This is a genomic window from Trichocoleus sp. DQ-A2, assembly GCF_039961915.1.
In the GTDB taxonomy this organism is placed as follows: Bacteria; Cyanobacteriota; Cyanobacteriia; order Cyanobacteriales; family FACHB-T130; genus FACHB-T130.
In genome coordinates this window covers 13564-35300 of record NZ_JAMPKD010000023.1, presented here as the reverse complement: position 1 = coordinate 35300, position 21737 = coordinate 13564, and the positions used below count along the sequence as shown (strand labels likewise).

Below are 21737 nucleotides of genomic sequence, written 5' to 3'. Positions count from 1 at the left end.
CATACGCTTTGCGATCGCTCAAAAAACAAACTGCGAAGACGCTGTATAGCCCGAAGGAAGTCTTAAGAGGAATCAGGAGAGGTTGTCAGCAAATAAATCTTGTAAGAATTTCTGACCTGCTTGATCGAGATCGCCATCTAAGGAGAAGGTTAGGCTGCGGAGCCGAAATTCATCATTTTGGGAGTCCAGCACTTCATTCAAGCGTTTCGGGTAGATCAAAACCGCTTCGTTACACTTGGTCGCCATCGCATAGCTTCTCATCTGGTGAATATCAGCGATCGCCACTTTGTCAGGCGCTTTATATTTTGTATCCAGCACATAACGTATTGCACCAGTCGAGCGATCGCATAGTATCAGGTCAATAGGACACCGCTGATTTTGGCCAATTGTTACTGGATATTGCTGCTTGAGGACAAAACCTAATGGCGTGTTTTCCTTGAGCCATTCAGCAACGAACAGTTCATACAGTTTCGCCATATCAACTAAAAAGGGTAACATCGTGCGATCGCCCCTTTCATGGGTTGCCCCAGAGTTGTCTAGAAAGAACCGACATAGGGCGTGTAATAACCGATAATCTTCATTCAAACGGTTGTAACGTCGCCCAATACAATCTTCTGCGCTATAGGATTTAAGCGTTACACTTCCCTGGAGTGCATGATAAGCTTGTCGTACCTTTGGCAACACTCTTTCTGAACACAACCCACTGCGACCAATAATAAAAAGTGTCCAAGCAAGAATCTGATTTTCTTCGATATCAGCGGTGTGTTCTTCGTAGTGACATTTAAGTTTGACATCCCAAGGTTTCTGGATAGTTTGCCGCACATCCAATCGTCCCCGAACATACGTCAGATTTCCGGTTTTTGGTAAGTATGTGCGGTAAAAACCTTTTCGTCCACGATCTAAAATTTTCTGTGCTAAAACATGAGCAAATTGACTAAAAAAATCCTCTATAAATTCGCAATCAATCAGCCCATCAATAAAGCGAAAACTCTTTAACTGGTAGGCATATTCCAACATACCAAAGAGATTTTTTATTGTCACCTTTGGCTGTAGCTTAATGCCAAGGTCAGTGGTTAAAGGAATGTATCCCACCCATCCTTTAGCTTTGAGTTGCCATTTGTGAGCTGTTTTAAAGTTGGGAAAGTTTACATCTACTTGTTTTTCATACTTCTGGCACAATTCCACTGCTACTGAATGAGGCATCTCTTCAGACGCTAACGGCTTCACTTCGTATTCAGTCAGTTCGATAATTCTTGGTTGTGCTGGGTTCATAGTGATAACTCTTGCTTAAGTTTATCCCAGCGAAACTCATCCACTTTTTTCAGGTTGTCAAAGAAATACTCTTCAAGATACGGCTCTATTTCCATAAGCCAAATACTTTCTATATCTTCAGGCAGCTTTTCTGTCAAAAAGAAAGATATCCCGATTTCGTAGTGTTTGTCTGCGATCGCGTTATTCAATCGCTTCAGCACGTCAATTAATTTATCCACATTAAAACTCGTTTTCTTTTCGTGATATCGCCGTAGTACCTCATAATTTGGGCGGAGTTCGATGAATGCAAATCGGCGGCGTAGTGCATGATCTACTAAAGCAATAGAACGATCTGCGGTGTTCATTGTGCCAATGATACGGACATTAAGGGGAATGCGAAAGGTATTACCACCAGCAAGGGGAATTTCTTTGTCACGATATTCTAGCAAATACATTAATTCTCCAAAAACTTGAGCCAGGTTCGCACGGTTAATTTCATCGATAATAAGAACACAGAGACCTTGACAAGACTCTGCCTTTTTACAAAATTCCAGAAAGCGACCTGGAACTAGCGAATATTTCAATTGCCCATCTTGACTTTGTGGACGGATACCTTGAATGAAGTCTTCATAGGTATACGCAGGATGAAATTGTACAAGTTCCGAGAAACCATAACCTCCGCCGATTAAGTATTGGGCAATTTTTTGAGTTATGAAAGTTTTTCCAGTTCCAGGTGAACCATAGAAAATGGCTTGCTTCTTGCGTTCAATGGCGCGTATCCATCTTTTTATTTCTACTTCTTCAATAGCTGTATCTTCAGTAAACTGATTTAATAAATATTCATTATTAACACCATTTAAATATTGATATATAGCAGGTATTGGCTCATCACAGATAGCCAGTAAAAGTAAGGGTAAATAATTCCTAAAATATTGTGCAATTTTATTGCTTAACTCCTTTCTTGACTGTTGTAGAATATCTATCTTGGGAATTACAATTTCATTTGTATCTTTGATTAACAGCGTAGGATTATTTGATATAATCTCTAACAGAGCTTTTGGATTCTTCTGCTGACTTTGTAAGAATAGCTTAGAATATGTTTCAATTACATAACCAAAAGCTAAAGAGTAAGGGTTAATTCGGATGTATAGCAATGGGAATGGGCTAAAATACTCCTCTAGACCTAGTAATTCAGTCTCACAATCCCCATTTAAACGAATCGTAAGCTCTTTCACAATACAATCATAAATAGAACCATAATTTACTGTTTTAGCAGCAAGATGGACTGGTAGTTGAGCGGATACTAGCTGGCACAATTCAATAAACGGTTGCTCTACATATTCCATAAAATCGTCATAATCATCTGAACTAATAATTTCAAGAGGATTTTGATGATATTTTTTATGCCATTTCAGTAGTAAATCAAAACTATAGTAGGAAAAAAGGCATTCTGAATTTTCATTCTCTATCATTTTTCTAGATCCCTTAAATTCCATAGTGACCTTATCATTAATAACTGTAATAATTTTCCCATTAAAAAAATGAGCGATTTGCTTAGCTGAAAACGTAACTTGATCTATATCTTCCTTAATAGCTGTAACGTTCGCCTGTTTATACATCTTCGTCCAAGCAGCTATTTGATGAGCGATTTGCTTAGCTGAAAACGCAACTTGATCTATATCTTCCTTAATAGCTGTAACGTTCGCCTGTTCATATATTTTCGCCAAAACATCCATCTCTTGCCCTAAGATTGCGTCACTCAGAAGTTCAGCATCAGTTTCGTAAAAATCATACTCTTCGTCAATTTCTAGTGGTTGAGTTTCTGGTTGCTGGCTTTGCCAGATAGAGTCAAAGAGCATTGACTTACTCCCAAAGCCCTCTATCAGCACGGAGTATACTTTCTTGTGGGCATTCTTTACTAAGTACAAAAGTTCGCTTGTTTTGAATTTCTCTTCATCATCATATTTATCAAAGTTCCTATTAAAGGTAGGCTCAATGATTTGTTTAATGTCAGAATTGCTGAGTTTAAAATTCTCCACCCACTTTAGGCAATTAGCTTCGACGTACTCCTCCCAATCGAAACCATAATCTTCACAAGATTCAAGGTAGAAGCCAATAAGAGCCATAAAGCGTATGACTACTTCGCAGTATTCCGTCTCGCTTGAATATGTCGCAAGTCCGCTTTGAATTAGTATTTGCCATGCCTGCAAAATCCATTCCAAGGCTCCCAAGTCCTGCTCAACTGAAGTACAGATCTTTCTGGCGGCGTAATATACATTGCCCCAAGCAAGAATATTCCTATCACTCATATTGACTCTGCTCTCAATGCTGCTGGCTCGAATGTTGGCTTGTTGGTGTGGAAGTGCGATCGCTTTTTAAATTAATAAACCGCGAATGCTAGAGCGTCTTCGCGGTTTATTCTCTCTATCCCTCCCCTACCGTATGGCAAAATTTATGTAAAGCCGTCTTCATTTAGTCTTCCCAGCATGACCGCAACAATCCCCGCCCTCACCAGCCAATACGACCCCACTACGACAGAAACCAAGTGGCAGAAGTTCTGGGAAGAAAACCAAGTCTTCAAAGCCGACCCCAATCATCCAGGCGTTCCTTACTGCATCGTGATTCCGCCGCCTAACGTCACGGGTAGCTTGCACATGGGACACGCCTTCGAGAGTTCCCTGATTGACACCCTCGTACGCTACCACCGGATGAAAGGACGCAACACGCTGTGGGTACCGGGAACCGACCACGCCAGTATCGCGGTGAACGCCGTACTGGAAAAACAACTGAAAGCAGAAGGAAAAACTCGCCATGAGGTGGGACGCGAGAAGTTTTTAGAACGGGCTTGGCAGTGGAAAACCGAATCTGAGGGAACCATTGTGAATCAGCTGCGGCGTTTGGGCGTCTCGGTAGATTGGACGCGGGAACGCTTCACGATGGATGAAGGCTTATCCAAAGCAGTGTTGGAAGCTTTTATCCAAATGTATGAGGAAGGACTGATTTATCGCGGCAATTACCTGGTGAACTGGTGTCCCGCGAGTCAATCTGCCGTGTCTGACTTGGAGGTGGATAATCAAGAAGTCAACGGGCATCTGTGGCACTTCCGCTATCCCCTCACCGATGGCAACGGCTATGTTGAAGTAGCGACGACTCGCCCCGAAACCATGCTGGGCGATACAGCGGTGGCGGTGAATCCCAACGATGACCGCTATAAGCATTTGATTGGGAAGACGCTGACGCTGCCCATTATGGGGAGGGAAATTCCGATTATTGGCGATGAATTAGTCGATCCGGCTTTCGGGACGGGTTGCGTGAAGGTGACACCCGCTCATGACCCCAATGACTTTGAGATGGGTCAGCGTCACTCTTTGCCGTTTATCAACATTATGAATAAGGACGGCTCTTTAAACGAAAACGCTGGAGAATTTCAGGGGCAAGACCGCTTTGTTGCTCGGAAGAATGTGGTGCAGCGACTGGAAGCAGACGGCGTTCTGGTGAAAGTGGAGGAGTATAAGCATAAGGTTCCTTATAGCGATCGCGGGAAAGTCCCCGTTGAACCCCTCCTCTCTACTCAGTGGTTTGTTAAAATTCGCCCTCTCGCTGACCGGGCGCTAGGGTTTCTAGACGATCGGAATTCACCGGAGTTTGTGCCAGAACGATGGACGAAGGTTTATCGCGACTGGCTAGTGAAATTAAAAGATTGGTGCATTTCTCGCCAACTGTGGTGGGGACATCAAATCCCGGCTTGGTATGCAGTGAGTGAAACAGGCGACGCAATTACTGACGAAACGCCGTTTGTTGTCGCACGTACCGAGGCAGAGGCACGAGAAAAAGCAATCTCAGAATTTGGGGAAAATGTCAAGCTGGAACAAGATCCAGATGTTCTCGATACCTGGTTCTCTTCTGGTCTGTGGCCTTTTTCTACTTTGGGTTGGCCCGAACAGACGTCGGATTTCACAACCTACTACCCCACCACAACCCTCGTGACAGGCTTTGACATCATCTTCTTCTGGGTTGCCAGAATGACGATGATGGCGGGACATTTTACGGGACAGATGCCTTTCCAGGACGTTTACATCCACGGCTTAGTGCTGGATGAGAATGGCAAGAAAATGTCTAAATCTGCCAACAATGGCATCGATCCGCTGTTGCTGATTGACAAATACGGCACCGATGCCCTGCGCTACACCTTAATTAAAGAAGTGGCTGGGGCGGGTCAAGATATCCGGATGGAGTACAACCGCAAGACCGATGAATCGGCTTCGGTTGAAGCTAGCCGCAATTTCACGAACAAATTGTGGAATGCTGCCCGGTTTGTGATGATGAATCTGGATGGCAAGACGCCGCAACAATTGGGGAACCCCACCCCAATCCTCCCCGTTGATGGGGAGGGCGAAACAAAAACTAACGGCGGGGATCTCGAACTCTGCGATCGCTGGATTCTCTCCCGCTACCATCAAGTAGTGCAGCAAACCGGCGACTACATCAACAACTATGGTCTTGGTGAAGCCGCTAAGGGACTGTATGAATTCTTTTGGGGCGATTTCTGCGACTGGTACATTGAACTGGTCAAACCTCGCCTGCGCCCAGACGCCCCCGCTTCCTCGCGGTTGGTTGCTCAGCAAACTCTCGCTTATGTGCTGGAAGGAATTCTAAAATTACTCCATCCTTTCATGCCGCACATTACCGAGGAAATTTGGCATACGCTGACTCAAGCGAATGAAGGCAAAAGCTTAGCGTTGCAATCTTATCCCAAATCCGATCCAGCACTCATTAACCCGGATTTAGAGCAACAATTTGAGCTGCTGATTGGCACAATTCGGACGATTCGCAACTTACGGGCAGAAGCAGATATTAAGCCTGGGGTGAAGGTGTCAGCAATCTTGCAAACTGAAAGCGATCGCGAACGGCATATCCTCTTGGCTGGGCAGTCTTATATTCAAGACTTGGCGAAGGTGGAAGAATTAACCATCCCAGGGACAGCCGAAACACAACAGCCGCCTTCATCTGCCGAAACACCCAATCAGGCGGTATCTGCCAACGAAAAAGGCAACTTTAAAATTAGCCCAATTTTCTTACCATTTTTACTGTTGCTGCCCTTGCTCTTTTTAGTGGGCACTGGTGTAATTGCGGTGGCAACAGTGGCAAAACAAATTCTCGGAACCCGTGTCTCAGAAGCCAAACAAGTTGGTGCGACGAATCCTCCATCCACCGTTTCTCCCCCAGAACCGGCGAGTACCGCACAAGCGGATACGCCACAAGCGATCGCTGGTGTCGTGGGTACGGTGCAAGTTTCGATTCCCCTCGCTGGTGTCGTCGATGTGGATGCTCTGCGTGCCAAGTTAGAGAAAAATTTGAACAAAGTTGAAGCAGAAGCAAAAGCCCTTTCGGGACGTTTGAGCAATGCCAAATTTGTTGATAAAGCACCCGCTGATGTCGTCAAGGGAGCGCGGGATGCCCTTGCCGAAGCCGAGACACAGGCAGAAATGCTGCGCGAACGACTCGCGCAACTGTAGAAGAGACTGTAGAAGCGATCGCGTAGGGGCAAAGATATCTCGCCCCTACGAATCCCACTCTGGGTTACACACTCCTTCTTGGGAGGGAAGAAGAAAAGGGTTGTTTAAAGTAGAATACGCCCGTAAAGTTAGGGTGCCCAGTTTTATTAATTTAAAGACAAAATACCAATGCGATATTTTGCCGAAGTGCAAAAAAATGAATCATCGGGCAGTCTGGAATTGCGAATCCTAGCTGAGCAAACCTCTGACAATATCTGGGCAGTGGTGGAGAAGGAATCTGTCGTTCCCGCCGCTGAGATTCCATCCTTAAGCGAAGGTTTGTTGGTTCTGGCAGACCTTGGCGAGAATCAGCAGATTCTAAGTATTCACGAAGCCAAAAACTGGGTTTTGGATTTAGTGCAGCAGTACCTGACAAGTAGTATTACTCCCGCTTTTTTGCAGCAGGAAGCCGAACGTGCTGAACACTGGCGGCAAGACCTTACTTTACAAAGTCAGGAATTAGCTCGCAAAAATTTGGAAATGGAAGCGCGTCGCGAACAAATTCAAACTTTAGAACAAGAACTCGAACAGAAGAAGAAGCAACTAGAAGCCTTAGAAGCAGACCTAAAAAAGAGAGGCAGTAACTAGAGGGAACGCCGCATCAGGGGACGTTTGCAACCCTTGGCAATACTTCTGGGATCTGAGATAAGAACTCTAAACCCCAAACCCCACCCCTTACAAGGAAAGGGTGGGGTAGAGGTGAGAAACGAATTACTCACGTTAAGACATTATCGTTGGCAACCCTTGGCGACGGCTTGGGGAGAAGCACGCCGGTGGTGGTTCGTTGCGGCTCCCCTAACAGCACCACAGAGCAAGCGAGATGTTGAACCAGCTGGGTCGTGATATCGCTAACTTCCAGACCGCCCGCAGTGCGGTATCGTAGCGATCGCAAGACAATCAAATCAAACGAACGAGCTGTATTGAGAATCGCTTGCGCCACATTCTCATGCTTAATCACTTCAATCTCAAAGTTCGTCTCCGGTGCCCACTTCGAGGCTAAAAGAGACAGTTGCGATCGCGTCCACGCTACCTTAGCAGCCGAAGTTCTAGCATTGCAGACGTGTAACAACGTTACCTGAGCTTGATTGGAATCGGCTAGAATTTTCGCAAACCGTAACGGTTGCGTCCCTTGCCCCGTCAAGTTTTCCACCGGCACCAAAATGCGGTGAAAATTCATAGGCGAATCCAAGAGGCGTGTCACCACAACTGGACAATGGGACGCCCACAGCACGCTATCAATCACATTGCCAAACAAACGCGCCCTGAAGCCCGTCCGTTTGCCCCAGCCCATCACAATTAAACTCGCTTTTTGTTCGCGGCTAGCGCGGCTAATTCCGCGAGCAATGTCGTCATCTAGGCGCAGCAACGGCTCGGTTTTCACACCCAGTTCCCCAGCCAGTTCCGTGGCTCGCTCAAGTAGCATCTCACTGCGTTGGAACGCAGCTTCCATCTGCGGTGCGTCCATCTGAGCATTGGTTGTCGTAATCGCTAAAGGCACAATTCGTCCAGCTTCATGCCGCGCCAATAGCGCTGCCATTTCCATCAAATACTTCTCAGTTTGCGGATTGTAGACGGGTACAACTACTGTAAAAGGATGGCTTGCCGATGCCTTTTCCCCATCCAGTCGAGTTTTATCGCTCTCTAGTGGCTCAGCTTCCGTTACGATTAATCCGGGTGCGAACTGACTGGTAATCAACGGTCCTAGCGTTGCCGTCACCAGCATTAAGACAATAACGCTGTTTAAAACCTCTTCCGTTAGTAGTCCAACCCGGTAGCCGACGAGAGTAGCAGCCAGCGTTGCCGCAACCTGGGGCAGCGACAGCGACCACATCACGAGCATCTCGCGCCAGTTGTAGCGGTAGACAAATTTAGCCAACAGAGCCGCTAAAAACTTACTACCAATCAAACCCACTACAATCGCTAGGGTCAGCCAGATAGAGCTGAGCGTTTTAATAAATGCTGGGATATCAATCAGTAGCCCCATATCCACAAAGAAAATGGGGATAAACAGGACGCTTCCGACAAAAACCACCTTTTCTTTTACTTGCCCTTCCCCCACAACATCATTCACCGCCAGACCGGCAAGGAAAGCTCCGACAATTTTTTCCACACCGATTAGCTGGGCACCCAACGATGCGAGAAATAGTGCCAAGAGTACAAATAAAAATTGATTGCCTTCTTCTTGCCCAGTGCGCCGGAAAAACTCTCGACCCGCCCAGTCAAAGCCAAACAAAATGACGGCAGAGTAGACAATCAAAGAACCAAAAAGGGTGAGTAGCTTCACAACCGTGAAGTCACCCCCATGAATTCCCACACAAACAGCCAATACCAGTAGAGCGCCAACGTCAGTGAAGATGGTCGCTCCAATTGTCACCGTGACGGCTTCGTTCCCTACTACGCCAAGACGGCTCACAATCGGGTAAGCCAAGAGGGTATGGGAGGCAAACAGAGAGCCAATCAAAATTGAAGCGTTCCAGTCAAAGTTGAATACACGCCCCACGATTGTTCCCATAATTAGGGGCACTAAAAAGGTAAACGTGCCAAAACCGGCAGAGCGATGCTTCGTTTTGCGGAACTGCTCAATGTCAACTTCTAGCCCTGCCACAAACATCAGGTAAACTAACCCGATATCTGATAGCAGCTTCATCGTCTCTGATTCTTTCTGAAGCAGCTGCAACCCATTAGGCCCAAGAACCACTCCCGCTACCAGCAAACCAACCAGTCCTGGCAGTCGCAGCCGCTCAAAAAGGATGGGCACGGTCAAGATGACTACTAGCAAAAGAGCGAAGGGAACAATTGGTTCCTCTCGGAACACATGCAAAATCGGTTCCATAAACAGCGGCTTGGAGATGAGTTTGAAGCGATGCTTGCAAAAGTCAGCGATGCTGACTTTTGAAAACATGGTGGTATCACTGGAGACATCCTACAGAAAAACCGTTTTTTGCGCCCTACCCTAAAGAAATAGGGGTGCTGGGTGCAGTAGATGAATATATTTTGGATCTACGGGGTGCCCCAATGGAAGTAGAGTTACAGAAGTTTTTGCGCCCTAAGCGCGAAGGACGGATATTTTGAGGACAAGACACCTTTAATTTTTAGGCGTTAAGTTTCTAGGGCATCCGCTGCCTATAAACGGATTTGGCTCAAAATATACCTCAAGCGGTCGTAGTCGTCCTTGAGAAGGACGCTGAGGGTCCGTCCTGCCTGCACCAACCAGTCACGGTCAGCCTTGCGTAGTTGATAAATTTCTCGAATCGCTGCTGCAATCAGCGCCTCCACCGGCGCACCCATGACCTGCAATAAGGTTCTTAAGAAATCCATCTGTTCGCTGAAGTGAACAATTTCCTCCGGTTCGCACTGGTAAACCGCTTGATGAATTTGCGGCGGACGAGGCGGCAGGTACTGATAAATCGTTCCACCCAGGCGCTTAGAACCATTGACCCCTTGATGGGTAGCTTCAAAACCAACAATAGCGGCGCGGAACTCGGTTTTCAGCATGGCAAATATTTGGGGTTGCTGCTCTCGCAGTTCCTGCAATGATAGCCCCAAGGCTCTTGCGCGGTGAATGGAATCAATGGGACTGGTCGCCGCATGATAAACAACAGCAAAGACGAGATTTCCCGACTCTTCATCCGTAGCTTTGACCCAACTGCCAAAGGCTGGCATGACAGGGAAGCTCAAGTCTTCTGGATCGAGACACTGTGCCAGGAATTCAGTCGTTGCCGTCTCAATCACCTCAGCAATATGGTTGGCGGGGCGATCGCCTGTGGCAAACTGTGGCAGGGGAAGTCGCATATTTTTGGTAATGGATAATCGGTAATGGGTAATCGGTAATTAGTCGTTCATGTTTCTTTAGGTAAAAACCATGAACTTTGAAGCATGACTAATTACCAATTACTTTTTTCCAATCTTATTTTGCTTTTTTGCGACCTGCTGTTGTCTCTGCAAGTTCTAATTCTGATAGTTGGAAGGTGACGAGTTTATCCCAATTTCCCCCTTCAAATAGGACTGCTGCCTTTCCCTCGCCAACCCGTTGGACTAGCCCTTTATAGCCGTAGTAGATATCGTTAGTGTTCTTTACTTGAACGACCGCTCCAGGCAGAATCATGATTTTTTCTCGGTTAAGTTTTCATTTATTAGCTTAATAGCAGTTAGCTGTCATTCGTCATAGGTCAAACCAGCGACCTATAACGAATGACAAAAAGCTAAAACTTCAATCGGTGTCGATAATTTGCCACAGACTCTACAATCCCCAGCGCCAAAAAATTCTTCAACATCGCCGAACGACCATAACTAACCCAGGGAAGGGGAATGCCGGTTACGGGTGCAAGTCCCATCGTCATGCCTAGGTTAACGACCACCTGAAACACAATCATCGATAAGACGCCAATTGCTAATAAAGATCCAAAGTTGTCTTTGGCATTTTGGGCAATAATCACCAAGCGCAGGCAGATCAACCAAAAGATAAATAGCAGAAAGAAACTGCCTGCAAGTCCGAATTCTTCACCAATGGCAGAGAAAATGAAGTCAGTGTGCTGTTCCGGAATAAAGTTAAGTTGGGTTTGGGTTCCCTTGTGAAGCCCTCGTCCCCACAGTTCGCCTGCACCAATGGCAATACGAGATTGGATCAGGTGGTATCCGCCGCCGAGGGGATCTAGATCCGGGTTAAGGAACAAAATCAATCTGTCTTTTTGATAGTCTTTCAAAACTCCCCAGAAGATTTGCCCTAACTCGCCTCCCACCAAGTTGACGACGATCGCTCCAATGGCACCCGACAACGGCCACGGTAAGGTGCGCCAACCAATAATGCCCATGATTGCCGTCCAGATGAACCATCCGGGCATAAATACGTTAAACAAGATAGCCGAAATCACCGGAGAAGCTAGCAGGATTAGCCAGCCGGGATTGGCATTCCCCCAGTAGAGCATACCTAACACAATCGCTCCAAACACCAAGGAGGTTCCTAGGTCGGGCTGCACAAATACTAAAATCCAGGGAACCCCAGTCACGCCCAAAGCTCTCAAAACAGCGGGAATCGTGGAGGCGGGCCGAGCATGGAGAATAGCAGCTAGGGTGATAATTACGCCTAATTTGGCAAATTCAGAGGGTTGAATGTTAAAGTCGCCGATAGTAATCCATCTTTGGGCACCTTTGGCGCTGGTACCAATAATCATCACCGCGATCAGGGACAAGTTGGTAATGCCATAAAGAATCCAGTGCCACTGGAGCAGGTTCTCGTAACGCGATCGCGCGATAAACATCGCCAATATCAGCCCAATGAGGCCCACCAGCCAGTGCCACCACCAGTCGGTCAATCCCTGGTTAAGTTCGGCACTGCGGATCATCACACCTCCAAAAATGGTGAGTCCAACAATCAGTCCCAATAGCAGCCAATCTACCTCTTGCCAAGGGGAAAGCAGCGATCGCCAGCGAAAACCAGTTAGTGACTTATGCAACATTGCTAAACAATTAAAAATTAAAAGTTAAAAATTAAAAAGGCAAATTTTTTACTTTACCTTTTTAATTTTTCTTAAGTTAAGGCAGCGACAGAAACTTTGCCCGCGATCGCTTGAGCGATCGCCATCAGCGCTTTCGCAGAAGCCGACTCTGGATCGGCAACCACAATCGGCACTCCTGCATCGCCCCCCTCTCGCACGGGCATTTCTAGTGGTACGCAGCCCAGCAACGATACGCCGAGTTCTTGCGCCATCTTTTCACCGCCTCCAGAGCCAAAAATGTCATACTGCTTGTCGGGCATATCCGGCGGAATAAAATAACTCATATTTTCCACCATTCCCAACACGGATACTCCCAACTGCTGGAACATCTTCAAGCCCTTACGCGAATCCAACAAAGCCACCGTCTGCGGCGTCGTTACAATGACTACCCCAGCCATTGGCACCGCTTGCGCTAGCGTTAACTGGGCATCTCCAGTGCCGGGGGGCATATCTACAATCAAATAATCCAGTTCCCCCCACTGTACTTGGTAGAGAAACTGGCGAATAATTCCATTCAGCATCGGACCCCGCCAGATCACCGGCTGATCCTTGTCAATCAAAAACCCCATTGAAACTAATTTGACGCCGTAGTTAAAAGCCGGTTCCAACTCTTCACCATTGGCACCTTGCCGCACGCTTATCTTGGCGTCTGACAATCCCAGCATTGTCGGGTCATTAGGCCCGTAAATATCCGCATCAATCAGACCGACTTTAGCTCCTAAATGTGCTAAAGCCACTGCCACATTCACCGCTACAGTACTTTTGCCCACACCGCCCTTGCCACTAGAAATCGCGATGATATTCTTTACACCAGCAATTCCGGCGCGATCCGGAAGCGACTTTTGTTGGGGTGTCTCAGCGGTGACATCTACCACGACATCTGTCACTTCTGGCAAATTTTTCTTGAGTGCCTGTTCGCACTCTTCCACGATGAACTGGCGTAGTGGACAGGCAGGTGTCGTCAGCACCAGAGTGAAGCTGACTTTTCCGGAGTCAATTTGCACATTGCGAATCATGTTCAACTCGACCAAACTCTTGCGGAGTTCGGGATCTTGCACGGGTCGCAATACTTCTAAAACTGAGCTGGCATCGAGCATAACTAGGTTACTTGCATTCCTTATCCCAGATATTGCACCTGGGACAAAACGATCGGGGTTCTCTCTCTTCAAGTATCTTAACGGTTTGTTTGACGCGATCGCGCTATGCAGTTCAGGGTCTAAATTTAGATTGTTAATTACTAATTACTAATTGATAACTCCCTCTATTTGCCTCTCCCCCTCTCCTGAAACCTGTATTCTCAGTTCTCAGCCCTCAGCCCTCAGCCCTCAGCCCTCAGCCCTCAGCCCTCAGTCCTCAGTCCTCAGTCCTCAGTCCTCTCTAGTTTCTAGCCTTGAGCTTGTAAACCCACCTGTTCGGCAGCTTGGGCTAATTCAGTGGCAACACGAGCTGAGTAAGACCCAATCATCCACCAAATTAAAGGTGACAACCAACCGCGCAACGTCACTGAATAAGATACATACGTGCCGCAGACCGTCGATTCTACCTGGTACGTCACCCGTTTCTCAACTCCTGGGATTGCCAGCATTCTCACACTGAGTAACTCACAGGGACGGACACGCTCAACAAAAACCCGGATGGGAATAGGTAGCCAGCGCGTGACTACCTTGTAAATCAATCCCGGTTTGGCAATCAACCCGCTGGGGACATTGGTGCTGGCAAGTAGAGGATGCCAGGATACATCGCCAATATTGATTAATTTTTGCCAGAGGACATCCACCGAAGCAGAACTAACGGCGCGGTAAGTCCGAACCAGGGAAAACTTAAAGGAAAAACCCTCTCGACCAGCGATAAACTTTAAGGAAAAATTGAGAATCACAACACTCCTCCTCGCACCAAGTCTTCAAGGGAACTTATTACTTTAATCCCTGGGATCATTAGGTAGCATCCCCCTGTAGGATATTTCGATAGCCTGTAGACGCTTTATTCAACTTGCTGCTTGGGTTCAGCAGACCCGATTTAAGATAGGCTGTAAGTTCCCCTGCGATCGCATAGAGTTGAGTGCTTTGACCCGATCAAAGCGGCTCACCCTCACCCCGAAAAGCAAGCTGACGTGGTACAAGCGATCGCGCCCGTACAAGCCGGTATCCTGGGTGAACTCAGGCGAACTCCCATCCCGATTTATTCAATTCAATACCTTTTTCCTTTCCCAATCGCTTTTGTGAACAATATTGACTTGAGATTATGACAGCTTTTCAGACGGACGTAACTACTTCTGCTAAGGTTTTGCCCCCAGATGACTCGAAAGCTAGGGTCAGCCAGTTTATGCAGCAGCTGCAAGACCAAATCTGCGAAGGTTTGGAACAACTGGATGGAGTTGGGAAATTTCAACAAGATGCCTGGGAACGAGAAGAAGGCGGCGGCGGTCGTTCCCGCGTCCTCCGCGAGGGCGCAGTTTTTGAACAGGGTGGCGTTAATTTTTCTGAAGTCTGGGGTCAACAGTTACCTCCGTCGATTCTGGCGCAACGCCCGGAGGCGGCTGGGCACGGCTTTTATGCGACTGGCACCTCAATGGTCTTGCATCCGCGCAATCCCTACGTCCCGACGGTTCACCTCAATTATCGCTACTTTGAGGCAGGGCCAGTTTGGTGGTTTGGCGGTGGGATCGATTTAACCCCTTACTACCCATTTGCGGAAGATGTCGCCCAATTTCACCGCACTTTAAAGCAAGCCTGTGATGCCCACCACCCAGAGTACTACCCCACGTTTAAACTTTGGTGCGATGAATATTTTTATCTGAAGCACCGCCAAGAAACGCGGGGCGTTGGAGGACTCTTCTTTGACTATCAAGATGGTCAAGGAGCTTTGTATCGCGGCCCGCACGCCGATGGACCAGCAGCTGTTTACAGCAACCAAGTGGGTACGCCAGAACCTCGCAACTGGGAAGATTTGTTCGCTTTTGTGCAGCATTGCGGTCAGACATTTTTACCGGCTTACGTTCCCATTGCCGAGCGGCGGCAAAAAATGGAATATAGCGATCGCCAGCGGAATTTCCAGCTTTATCGTCGCGGTCGCTATGTGGAATTTAACCTCGTCTACGACCGAGGCACCATTTTTGGTCTTCAGACGAACGGGCGCACCGAGTCAATTTTGATGTCTTTACCGCCTCTAGTTCGCTGGGAATATGGTTATCAACCCGAACCGAACACCCCAGAAGCCGAGCTTTATGAAACTTTCTTAAAGCCACAAGATTGGGCAAACTGGACACTTCCCTCGGAATCGCCGGTCTGAGTTAGACTACGGGAAAAATCCCGCTCTCATCGCACCCGGTTGATATACTTGCCCATCTTTAGAGGTGAGTGTCCGTGCTTCACATCGACCAGAAAACATACACGACCCAAAACGGCACGAAGATTATCGTTTTGACACCAACAGGACGGCTGGATATCACCACAGCTTTGCAATTTCGCGTGAAATTACAAGAGAGTCTTTATACACTCAGTCGTCATGTGGTCGTAAATCTTGGGAGAGTGAATTTCATTGATAGTTCTGGTCTCACCTCATTGGTGGCAGGGATGCGAGATGCGGACAAGGTAAACGGGAGTTTCCGCCTTTGCAATCTGCTTCCAGCCGCCAAGGTGGTGCTGGAAATCACCATGATGGATTCGGTATTAGAAATCTACGAGAACTGCAACGACTGCTTCAACCCTCCGGATGCCCCTGGAAGCATCCTCTCCCCTAGAAGAGGAGGCGATCCCTTTTTTCCGGATATTGAAGCAGAGTTGTGAGTAACACTGGAATCTTCTACCTGTATGATTCTGAGTGCTATCTTAGTGGGCGATCGCTCAAATCTAGTCTGTTAGAAGCCGAATTTAATGTAATTTTTTTCAAGCTTTGCTTTAAGATTAGGCGAGCTGAATTTTTGGTAGCTCTAATCTCTAAGTTAGAGTTAGACTACTGAAAGCTCAAATCATGGGAGCAATCGTAGTAAAATGCGGCTCCTATCTAGATATTAAATATAGACGGAGCTTCCGGAGCAAGGAGGTCTTGGTGATTCATATCGATCAGAGAACACATACGACTCAAGACGGGACGACAGTCATCGTCTTAGCCCCCACTGGACGCCTGGATATTACAACCGCATGGCAGTTTCGTCTGAAGTTGCAGGAATGTATTTCCAAACTCAGTCGCCACGTAGTTGTGAATCTCGGTCAAGTTAATTTTATTGACAGCTCTGGTCTAACATCCTTGGTGGCAGGAATGCGAGATGCTGACAAAGTAAAAGGCAGTTTCCGCATATGTAACGTCCATCCAGAGGCAAAACTCGTTTTTGAAGTCACCATGATGGATTCGGTGTTTGAAATTTTTGAAACCGAGGAAGAGGCTCTTGAAGGAGTGCCTCGCAGCATGGTCAGCTAAATTATTCATGAGTTATGCAGTCAATCGTCCTTAACTAAGGACAAAAGATTTCAAATTGCTAGCTCAGCGGAAAAATCTTCGCGCTTAGTGAAAATATAGGGGCCAAGCAGTGCCCCCCAGATGGCTCTGCCTGTTTGGGGGTCAATTCCCTTGTCATAGCTTCTAAATTCTTGATGCCGCGCCTCAAACCCTAAAGAAACCTGGTAAGTTTCTCCTTGATAGGTAAAACAGCAGGGGGCATCAGTCGCGGGTGCGGTAGAAAAGTTATAGGTATTTTGAGCTAAGGGTTGCTGAATGACGGCGAGGGTACAGCCGGGGAGAAGTTCCATCTGTTCTGGTGTAAGCGTCTTCAGCAAGGCTGGATTTTGACCGGCACCTCTGACCCGATCGGGATCTTTCAGCATATAGTATTGCACCATCAGCGAGGCTTGAGAGGTGTCGCTGTGGCGCAGGCGCAGAATCCGAGGACGATAGGGACGATCCAGTTGCAGGATGTTCGCTTGCTCTGCAAACAGGGTGAGGCTATCTTCTGCAAACAGCGGTACGGGTCGCAGCCAAAGGCGGAGGTTTACGTACCAAGCGGGTTCTCTTGTCGCTTGTTCTGAATTCTCAAATTCTCCAGCTATATATTGAGCCAGGAGCGTTAGTTCAGGAGAAAAAGTCATTGGGAATGGCTAATCGATAATGAGTAATCAGCAATCGGAATTTAGGATAAGGAAGGCGTATCTCTAACTTCTAAGACCCTTTTCCCAATTACCAATGACTAATTTCTGCGATCCCCGGCATTGTATCGCCGGGAGTCTCTACAAGACATTGCCTTGGCAAAGGTGTCCAAAAGCTGTGACAATGAGTTTACATCGCCCTCAAACTTAAAATTTTCCGGTGAATAACGTCCGCACTGTATCAGACACCAAAAGAACTTTCTATACCCTACACACCCGCCCCATTAACTCCATCTACCGGCGGGTGGTAGAAGAGTTGATGGTGGAAATGCACTTGCTTTCGGTCAATGTGGACTTTCGCTACGACCCCATTTATGCATTGGGCGTGGTGACATCCTTTAACCGCTTCATGCAAGGCTATCGACCAGAACGAGATAAAGAACCGATTTTTGAAGCCCTCTGTCGAGCAGTCGAGAACGAGCCGCAACAGTACAAGCAGGATGCCCAGCGGCTGGAAGAATTAGCCATGCGTCTGGGTGGGAAGGATATCGTTGCCTGGTTAAACCCAACGGCTCCTAGTCACGGCGCTGATGACTTGCACGCTGCTGTGCAGGCGATCGCTAACAATTCTCCGTTTAAGTACAGCCGTTTGTTTGCGATTGGTTTATTTACGCTGCTGGAAGTAGCAGATTCCGATTTGGTAAAAGACGAAAAGCAGCGGATTGAGGCGCTCAAGCAAATCTGTAATGCCTTAAACCTGCCAGAAGATAAATTACTCAAAGACCTAGAGCTGTATCGCAGCAATTTGGAGAAAATGGCTCAAATGCAGCTGGCTATGGAAGATATGCTAAAAGCAGATCGAAAAAAACGCGAGCAACGTGGGGATAAAGGGGTTGTGGTGGCTCCTCCCAATAGTTCTCCAGAATCAAGCGTTGCTCCAGGCACTTCTCAAGATTAGGCAACTTGTGTTGAAGCTGAGAAAGCCTTCCGTATGATAGCGATCGCTCATCCGATTCCCTTTTGATGGGCTAAACATCAGTAAGTGGTAATGGGTCTTTAGTCATTTGCCAATAGTCATTAGCAACAAACTAATGACTATTGGCAACTGATTTAAGGGTTCGCTTTCTTTAGCTTTGTAGATTACCAACTGCTCTCCAGAAATGAATTTCGGTTTGGCATCTCGGCGGTAAAAATGCAGCCTCCCTTCGCAGCACTTCTCCCAGCTTTCCGAGATATGCACCAAGTTGAAAGATTAGCCCGGAAGTCAAGTTCCGGGCTGGTTTGGCAGCTGACTCAGAAGGCGGTAAGATAGGAGCTCCCGTACATATCCGCGTCTGCGATCGTCAGCATCTGTGGATGCTTTCGCCAAAGAGAGCTATTGGTTACACCCAGATACTGCCGATGTAGCCTTAAACCAACGCTTCTAGGCGCTGGATAAGTTGTGGGGCTGTCAGCACACCCTCAATGCGCTCCACTACCTGACTATTTTTAAATAAAACCAACGTTGGCAGGGCGTGAATTTGATATTGACTCGCCAAATTTGGATATTTATCCGTATCAACTTTTACAACCTGTAACCGTTCGTTCATCTGGGCACTCACCTGCTCCAGAATCGGAACCATCATCTGACAGGGACCGCACCAAGTCGCGTAAAAATCCACCAACACTGGCTTTTCAGACCCAGACAGTAACTCTTGGAAATTGTTGAACTGCTTTTTAGTTGCCATGCGATCAAAGTGTTTTCTGCTCTTTCACGACAATCGTAATCTTTTGGAGTATTGATTCGTTCAGTCCGAGGTACGAATCGACCTAAGATCGTTAGCGCGGTTAAATAACCGCGTTCATAACGGATCGAGAGGAATTTATTGATGGAAGCATTGCCAGAGAGCCAGCAAAGATTGCGCGGACAGGTTGCCATCGTTACCGGCGCTTCACGAGGAATTGGTCGAGCGATCGCCTTAGACTTGGCATCTGCGGGAGCCAATGTAGCGATTAACTATGCCAGTTCTAGTGGGGCAGCCGAAGAAGTTGTGAGTGAAATTACCGCAGCAGGCGGTAGCGCGATCGCCCTCCAAGCAGACGTATCCAAAGCCGATCAAGTAGACGCCCTCCTTAACACTGTGATGGAGAAGTGGAAGCGCGTTGATGTATTGGTGAATAATGCTGGAATTACACGCGATACCCTGTTGTTGCGGATGAAGCCGGAAGATTGGCAAGCTGTCATTGACCTTAACCTCACTGGCGTCTTTTTGTGTACGCGAGCCATCAGTAAGGTGATGCTGAAGCAACGCTCCGGGCGTATTATTAATATCTCATCCGTTGCCGGTCAGATGGGCAACCCCGGTCAGGCAAACTACAGCGCTGCCAAAGCGGGAGTGATTGGATTTACGAAAACCGTCGCCAAAGAACTCGCTACTCGCGGCATCACAGTAAATGCTGTTGCCCCTGGATTTATCGCCACTGATATGACAAGCAATCTCAAATCAGAGGAAATCTTAAAATTCATTCCCCTCGGTCGTTACGGTCAGCCAGAGGAGGTTGCTGGGTTAGTGCGATTCCTCGCTGCCGATCCGGCTGCCGCCTATATCACGGGTCAAACGCTCAATGTAGACGGCGGTATGGTGATGGCATAGCGACCATAGCGGCAGAGGACTGTGAGCGTAGTGGTGCTCTCCTCTCGGTCTGAGTAGGAAAGACACAGGCAGACAAAGAGGAACATCCATCTCTGCTTACTATGGAGTTAGTCTTGCTGCCTGCGAGGGAAACTATGCGAATTTCTTTTGAACGGACTGGCGGCTTTGCTGGGATGCGCCTGACAAAAGTCCTTGACACTACCACTCTGCCTGCAAATGAAGCAAATCAGCTGCGCCTCCTGGTTGACGCAGCTGATTTCTTTGATTTGCCTGCCGCGATCGCTTCCAACACTCCCCAACCCGACCGCTTTCAGTACAAGCTAACGGTGGAAGAAAACACTCAGCAACATACTGTTTTAGTGAGTGAATCCGCCGTACCTGGAAACTTAAGACCGCTGCTGGAATGGCTGATGGCAGCCGCACGCAGAAATTAAAAAGGAAGAATTGCTTCTTCCTTTTTTAATTTAAATCACTCCTACTTCTTGCCAACCTTTGCGGACTGCATTCTGCTCCTGAGAGCCTTCGCCGTAGAGTTCTCCAGCGACGGCGATCAGAGTATTCGCAGCCCGTTTAAAATTCGCTCTAGAGCGCAGGCGATCGCGTAAAGCGATATACCAGATTTTTCCAGCCTTTTCCCAGGCGTAGCCGCCAATTTCCACCGCTGCTAAATAAAAGGCACGGTTGGCAATTCCTGAGTTGATATGTACGCCCCCGTTATCTTCCAGCCCTTTGTAGCGGTCTTTATAAGTTGCAGGCTGAGGGTCTTTGCCTAGCACTGGGTCGTCGTATGCTGTCCCCGGTGCCTTCATTGAGCGAATCCCAACGCCCTTAACATTGGCGGTAAACAACCCTTCCCCAATAATCCAGTCAGCTTCTTCGGCTGTCTGATTGAGAACCCGCTGTTTCACCAGGGAACCAAAGACATCGGAAAAAGATTCATTCAGTGCGCCAGATTCGCCGTAATAGATTAGATTGGCTTCATATTGGGTGACGCCGTGGGTTAGCTCGTGCCCAATCACATCAATCGCCTTGGTAAAGCGTTCAAAAATCTCTCCATCCCCATCACCGTAGACCATTTGGTCGCCGTTCCAAAAAGCGTTGTCATACTTCACGCCAAAATGAACCGTCGAGTCCAAACGCAACCCTCGATTGTCGATGGAATTCCGCTCAAATACCTCCTCGTACAAGTCATAAGTCGCACCCGATCCGTCGTAGGCTTCGTTGATCGCGGCATCTTCGCTGGGAGGATCGCCTTCACTCCGCACCAACGTGCCTGGTAGATCGTTGCCATTTTTGGCATCAAAGATGGTACGACGCTTCTCACCCGCTGATGCTGCAAACGAGATATTTCCCACCGTCAAGCGTCGTCCGCGAAACTGTTCTGACATGGTTAAGGTTTGAAAAGCCCATGCCCGCTGCTCAGGGTTGCCATTCTGGAGAACCTCCTTGAGCATATGAGGAGGAACGATACAACAAATGGGATGAAGTCTATCGCAGCAAGGTTGCAGCCCTACCGCTCTTTTTTTTGGTGAACGCATAAATGATTTCCTTTGTCAACTATAGAGCATCAAAAAGTGGATGATAAACGCATTCAATCCAATCCGCTCTAGTTATCGAGAATTCGGCAATTTCGTTACAAAAAGTAACTCAAACGTGCGATTGATTGCTCTAGCTGTTTATTATGTACCTCCCCGATATCAGTCGAGGTGAGGACTCTCATCCTCT

General features: G+C 47.6%; 21 protein-coding genes. 10 read left to right on the top strand and 11 right to left on the bottom strand.

All coding sequences use genetic code 11. From position 1 onward, the window contains the following. Positions 1–72: 72 nt before the first annotated feature. Positions 73–1272 (bottom strand): restriction endonuclease, encoded by a 1200-nt coding sequence (locus tag NC997_RS20785; protein ID WP_190525536.1) that lies wholly within the window; start codon positions 1270–1272, stop codon positions 73–75. Further along, complete coding sequence (locus NC997_RS20780) at positions 1269–3560, bottom strand: AAA family ATPase (protein WP_242031276.1); 2292 nt, start codon at positions 3558–3560, stop codon at positions 1269–1271. The genes NC997_RS20785 and NC997_RS20780 overlap by 4 nt, the downstream gene beginning before the upstream one ends. Before the next feature lie 177 nt (positions 3561–3737). Between NC997_RS20780 and NC997_RS20775 the strand changes: the two genes are divergently transcribed. After that, on the top strand, positions 3738–6767 hold the full coding sequence (locus tag NC997_RS20775; RefSeq protein ID WP_190525535.1) for a valine--tRNA ligase: 3030 nt from the start codon (positions 3738–3740) through the stop codon (positions 6765–6767). Between the two features lie 168 nt (positions 6768–6935). Then, entirely contained in the window at positions 6936–7394 is a 459-nt protein-coding gene (locus tag NC997_RS20770; protein ID WP_190411690.1) for a hypothetical protein, read from the top strand. 127 nt (positions 7395–7521) lie between these two features. Here the strand turns inward: NC997_RS20770 and NC997_RS20765 are convergent, their stop codons facing one another. After that, a complete protein-coding gene (locus tag NC997_RS20765) occupies positions 7522–9639 on the bottom strand; it encodes a cation:proton antiporter (RefSeq protein WP_190411729.1) in 2118 nt (705 codons plus the stop codon). 59 nt (positions 9640–9698) lie between these two features. Here NC997_RS20765 and NC997_RS20760 point away from each other — a divergent pair, with 59 nt between their 5' ends. Then, positions 9699–9878: a hypothetical protein gene (locus NC997_RS20760; RefSeq protein ID WP_190411691.1), complete on the top strand. Its 180-nt coding sequence runs from the start codon at positions 9699–9701 to the stop codon at positions 9876–9878. 51 nt (positions 9879–9929) lie between these two features. Here the strand turns inward: NC997_RS20760 and NC997_RS20755 are convergent, their stop codons facing one another. The 5 genes from NC997_RS20755 to NC997_RS20735 all read right to left on the bottom strand — a co-directional run bounded on the left by NC997_RS20755 (position 9930) and on the right by NC997_RS20735 (position 14177). Continuing rightward, positions 9930–10598: an HAS-barrel domain-containing protein gene (locus tag NC997_RS20755; RefSeq protein ID WP_190411692.1), complete on the bottom strand. Its 669-nt coding sequence runs from the start codon at positions 10596–10598 to the stop codon at positions 9930–9932. A 115-nt stretch (positions 10599–10713) separates the two neighbouring features. Further along, positions 10714–10911, bottom strand: a complete 198-nt coding sequence (locus tag NC997_RS20750) for an NAD(P)H dehydrogenase subunit NdhS (protein ID WP_190411693.1) — start codon at positions 10909–10911, stop codon at positions 10714–10716. Positions 10912–11008: 97 nt separating this feature from the next. Beyond that, the gene (gene rodA, locus NC997_RS20745) at positions 11009–12262 is read right to left on the bottom strand and encodes a rod shape-determining protein RodA (protein WP_190525534.1); all 1254 of its coding nucleotides are present in this window, start codon (positions 12260–12262) and stop codon (positions 11009–11011) included. A gap of 71 nt (positions 12263–12333) precedes the next feature. Then, positions 12334–13398, bottom strand: coding sequence for an Mrp/NBP35 family ATP-binding protein (locus NC997_RS20740; RefSeq protein ID WP_190525533.1), 1065 nt, complete (start codon positions 13396–13398; stop codon positions 12334–12336). 287 nt (positions 13399–13685) lie between these two features. Further along, entirely contained in the window at positions 13686–14177 is a 492-nt protein-coding gene (locus NC997_RS20735) for an SRPBCC family protein (protein ID WP_190411696.1), read from the bottom strand. 187 nt (positions 14178–14364) lie between these two features. Between NC997_RS20735 and NC997_RS20730 the strand changes: the two genes are divergently transcribed. The 4 genes from NC997_RS20730 (at position 14365) to NC997_RS20715 (ending at position 16717) form a co-directional block, all read left to right on the top strand. Beyond that, positions 14365–14523, top strand: a complete 159-nt coding sequence (locus tag NC997_RS20730; protein ID WP_190432348.1) for a hypothetical protein — start codon at positions 14365–14367, stop codon at positions 14521–14523. Positions 14524–14542: 19 nt separating this feature from the next. Continuing rightward, positions 14543–15589: an oxygen-dependent coproporphyrinogen oxidase gene (gene hemF, locus NC997_RS20725; RefSeq protein WP_190525532.1), complete on the top strand. Its 1047-nt coding sequence runs from the start codon at positions 14543–14545 to the stop codon at positions 15587–15589. 74 nt (positions 15590–15663) lie between these two features. Continuing rightward, on the top strand, positions 15664–16086 hold the full coding sequence (locus tag NC997_RS20720; protein ID WP_190525531.1) for an anti-sigma factor antagonist: 423 nt from the start codon (positions 15664–15666) through the stop codon (positions 16084–16086). A gap of 262 nt (positions 16087–16348) precedes the next feature. Next, a complete protein-coding gene (locus NC997_RS20715; protein ID WP_190411700.1) occupies positions 16349–16717 on the top strand; it encodes an STAS domain-containing protein in 369 nt (122 codons plus the stop codon). 50 nt (positions 16718–16767) lie between these two features. Here the strand turns inward: NC997_RS20715 and NC997_RS20710 are convergent, their stop codons facing one another. Further along, entirely contained in the window at positions 16768–17382 is a 615-nt protein-coding gene (locus tag NC997_RS20710) for a chromophore lyase CpcT/CpeT (protein WP_190425386.1), read from the bottom strand. A gap of 217 nt (positions 17383–17599) precedes the next feature. Here NC997_RS20710 and psb29 point away from each other — a divergent pair, with 217 nt between their 5' ends. Beyond that, positions 17600–18337 carry a photosystem II biogenesis protein Psp29 gene (gene psb29, locus NC997_RS20705; RefSeq protein WP_190425383.1) on the top strand — a complete coding sequence of 246 codons (738 nt, stop codon included), beginning with the start codon at positions 17600–17602 and terminating at the stop codon, positions 18335–18337. Positions 18338–18788: 451 nt separating this feature from the next. Here psb29 and trxA read toward each other — a convergent pair whose 3' ends face one another. Next, the gene (trxA, locus tag NC997_RS20700; protein ID WP_190525530.1) at positions 18789–19106 is read right to left on the bottom strand and encodes a thioredoxin; all 318 of its coding nucleotides are present in this window, start codon (positions 19104–19106) and stop codon (positions 18789–18791) included. A gap of 141 nt (positions 19107–19247) precedes the next feature. On the opposite strand from trxA, the gene fabG reads away from it, so the two are divergent. After that, entirely contained in the window at positions 19248–20012 is a 765-nt protein-coding gene (gene fabG, locus NC997_RS20695; protein WP_190525529.1) for a 3-oxoacyl-[acyl-carrier-protein] reductase, read from the top strand. 134 nt (positions 20013–20146) lie between these two features. Next, complete coding sequence (locus tag NC997_RS20690; RefSeq protein WP_190525528.1) at positions 20147–20446, top strand: protealysin inhibitor emfourin; 300 nt, start codon at positions 20147–20149, stop codon at positions 20444–20446. Between the two features lie 30 nt (positions 20447–20476). Here the strand turns inward: NC997_RS20690 and NC997_RS20685 are convergent, their stop codons facing one another. Then, positions 20477–21550, bottom strand: coding sequence for a M4 family metallopeptidase (locus NC997_RS20685; RefSeq protein ID WP_199306079.1), 1074 nt, complete (start codon positions 21548–21550; stop codon positions 20477–20479). Between the last annotated feature and the right edge of the window lie 187 nt (positions 21551–21737).

Coding starts and splice junctions, on each gene's coding strand:
- NC997_RS20785 (WP_190525536.1), bottom strand. CDS start 1,272: ATGAACCCAGCACAACCAAGAATTATCGAACTGACTGAATACGAAGTG.
- NC997_RS20740 (WP_190525533.1), bottom strand. CDS start 13,398: ATGCTCGATGCCAGCTCAGTTTTAGAAGTATTGCGACCCGTGCAAGAT.
- NC997_RS20690 (WP_190525528.1), top strand. CDS start 20,147: ATGCGAATTTCTTTTGAACGGACTGGCGGCTTTGCTGGGATGCGCCTG.
- NC997_RS20710 (WP_190425386.1), bottom strand. CDS start 17,382: ATGACTTTTTCTCCTGAACTAACGCTCCTGGCTCAATATATAGCTGGA.
- NC997_RS20685 (WP_199306079.1), bottom strand. CDS start 21,550: ATGCGTTCACCAAAAAAAAGAGCGGTAGGGCTGCAACCTTGCTGCGAT.
- NC997_RS20755 (WP_190411692.1), bottom strand. CDS start 10,598: ATGCGACTTCCCCTGCCACAGTTTGCCACAGGCGATCGCCCCGCCAAC.
- NC997_RS20775 (WP_190525535.1), top strand. CDS start 3,738: ATGACCGCAACAATCCCCGCCCTCACCAGCCAATACGACCCCACTACG.
- NC997_RS20770 (WP_190411690.1), top strand. CDS start 6,936: ATGCGATATTTTGCCGAAGTGCAAAAAAATGAATCATCGGGCAGTCTG.
- NC997_RS20765 (WP_190411729.1), bottom strand. CDS start 9,639: ATGGAACCGATTTTGCATGTGTTCCGAGAGGAACCAATTGTTCCCTTC.
- fabG (WP_190525529.1), top strand. CDS start 19,248: ATGGAAGCATTGCCAGAGAGCCAGCAAAGATTGCGCGGACAGGTTGCC.
- trxA (WP_190525530.1), bottom strand. CDS start 19,106: ATGGCAACTAAAAAGCAGTTCAACAATTTCCAAGAGTTACTGTCTGGG.
- NC997_RS20780 (WP_242031276.1), bottom strand. CDS start 3,560: ATGAGTGATAGGAATATTCTTGCTTGGGGCAATGTATATTACGCCGCC.
- NC997_RS20750 (WP_190411693.1), bottom strand. CDS start 10,911: ATGATTCTGCCTGGAGCGGTCGTTCAAGTAAAGAACACTAACGATATC.
- rodA (WP_190525534.1), bottom strand. CDS start 12,262: ATGTTGCATAAGTCACTAACTGGTTTTCGCTGGCGATCGCTGCTTTCC.
- hemF (WP_190525532.1), top strand. CDS start 14,543: ATGACAGCTTTTCAGACGGACGTAACTACTTCTGCTAAGGTTTTGCCC.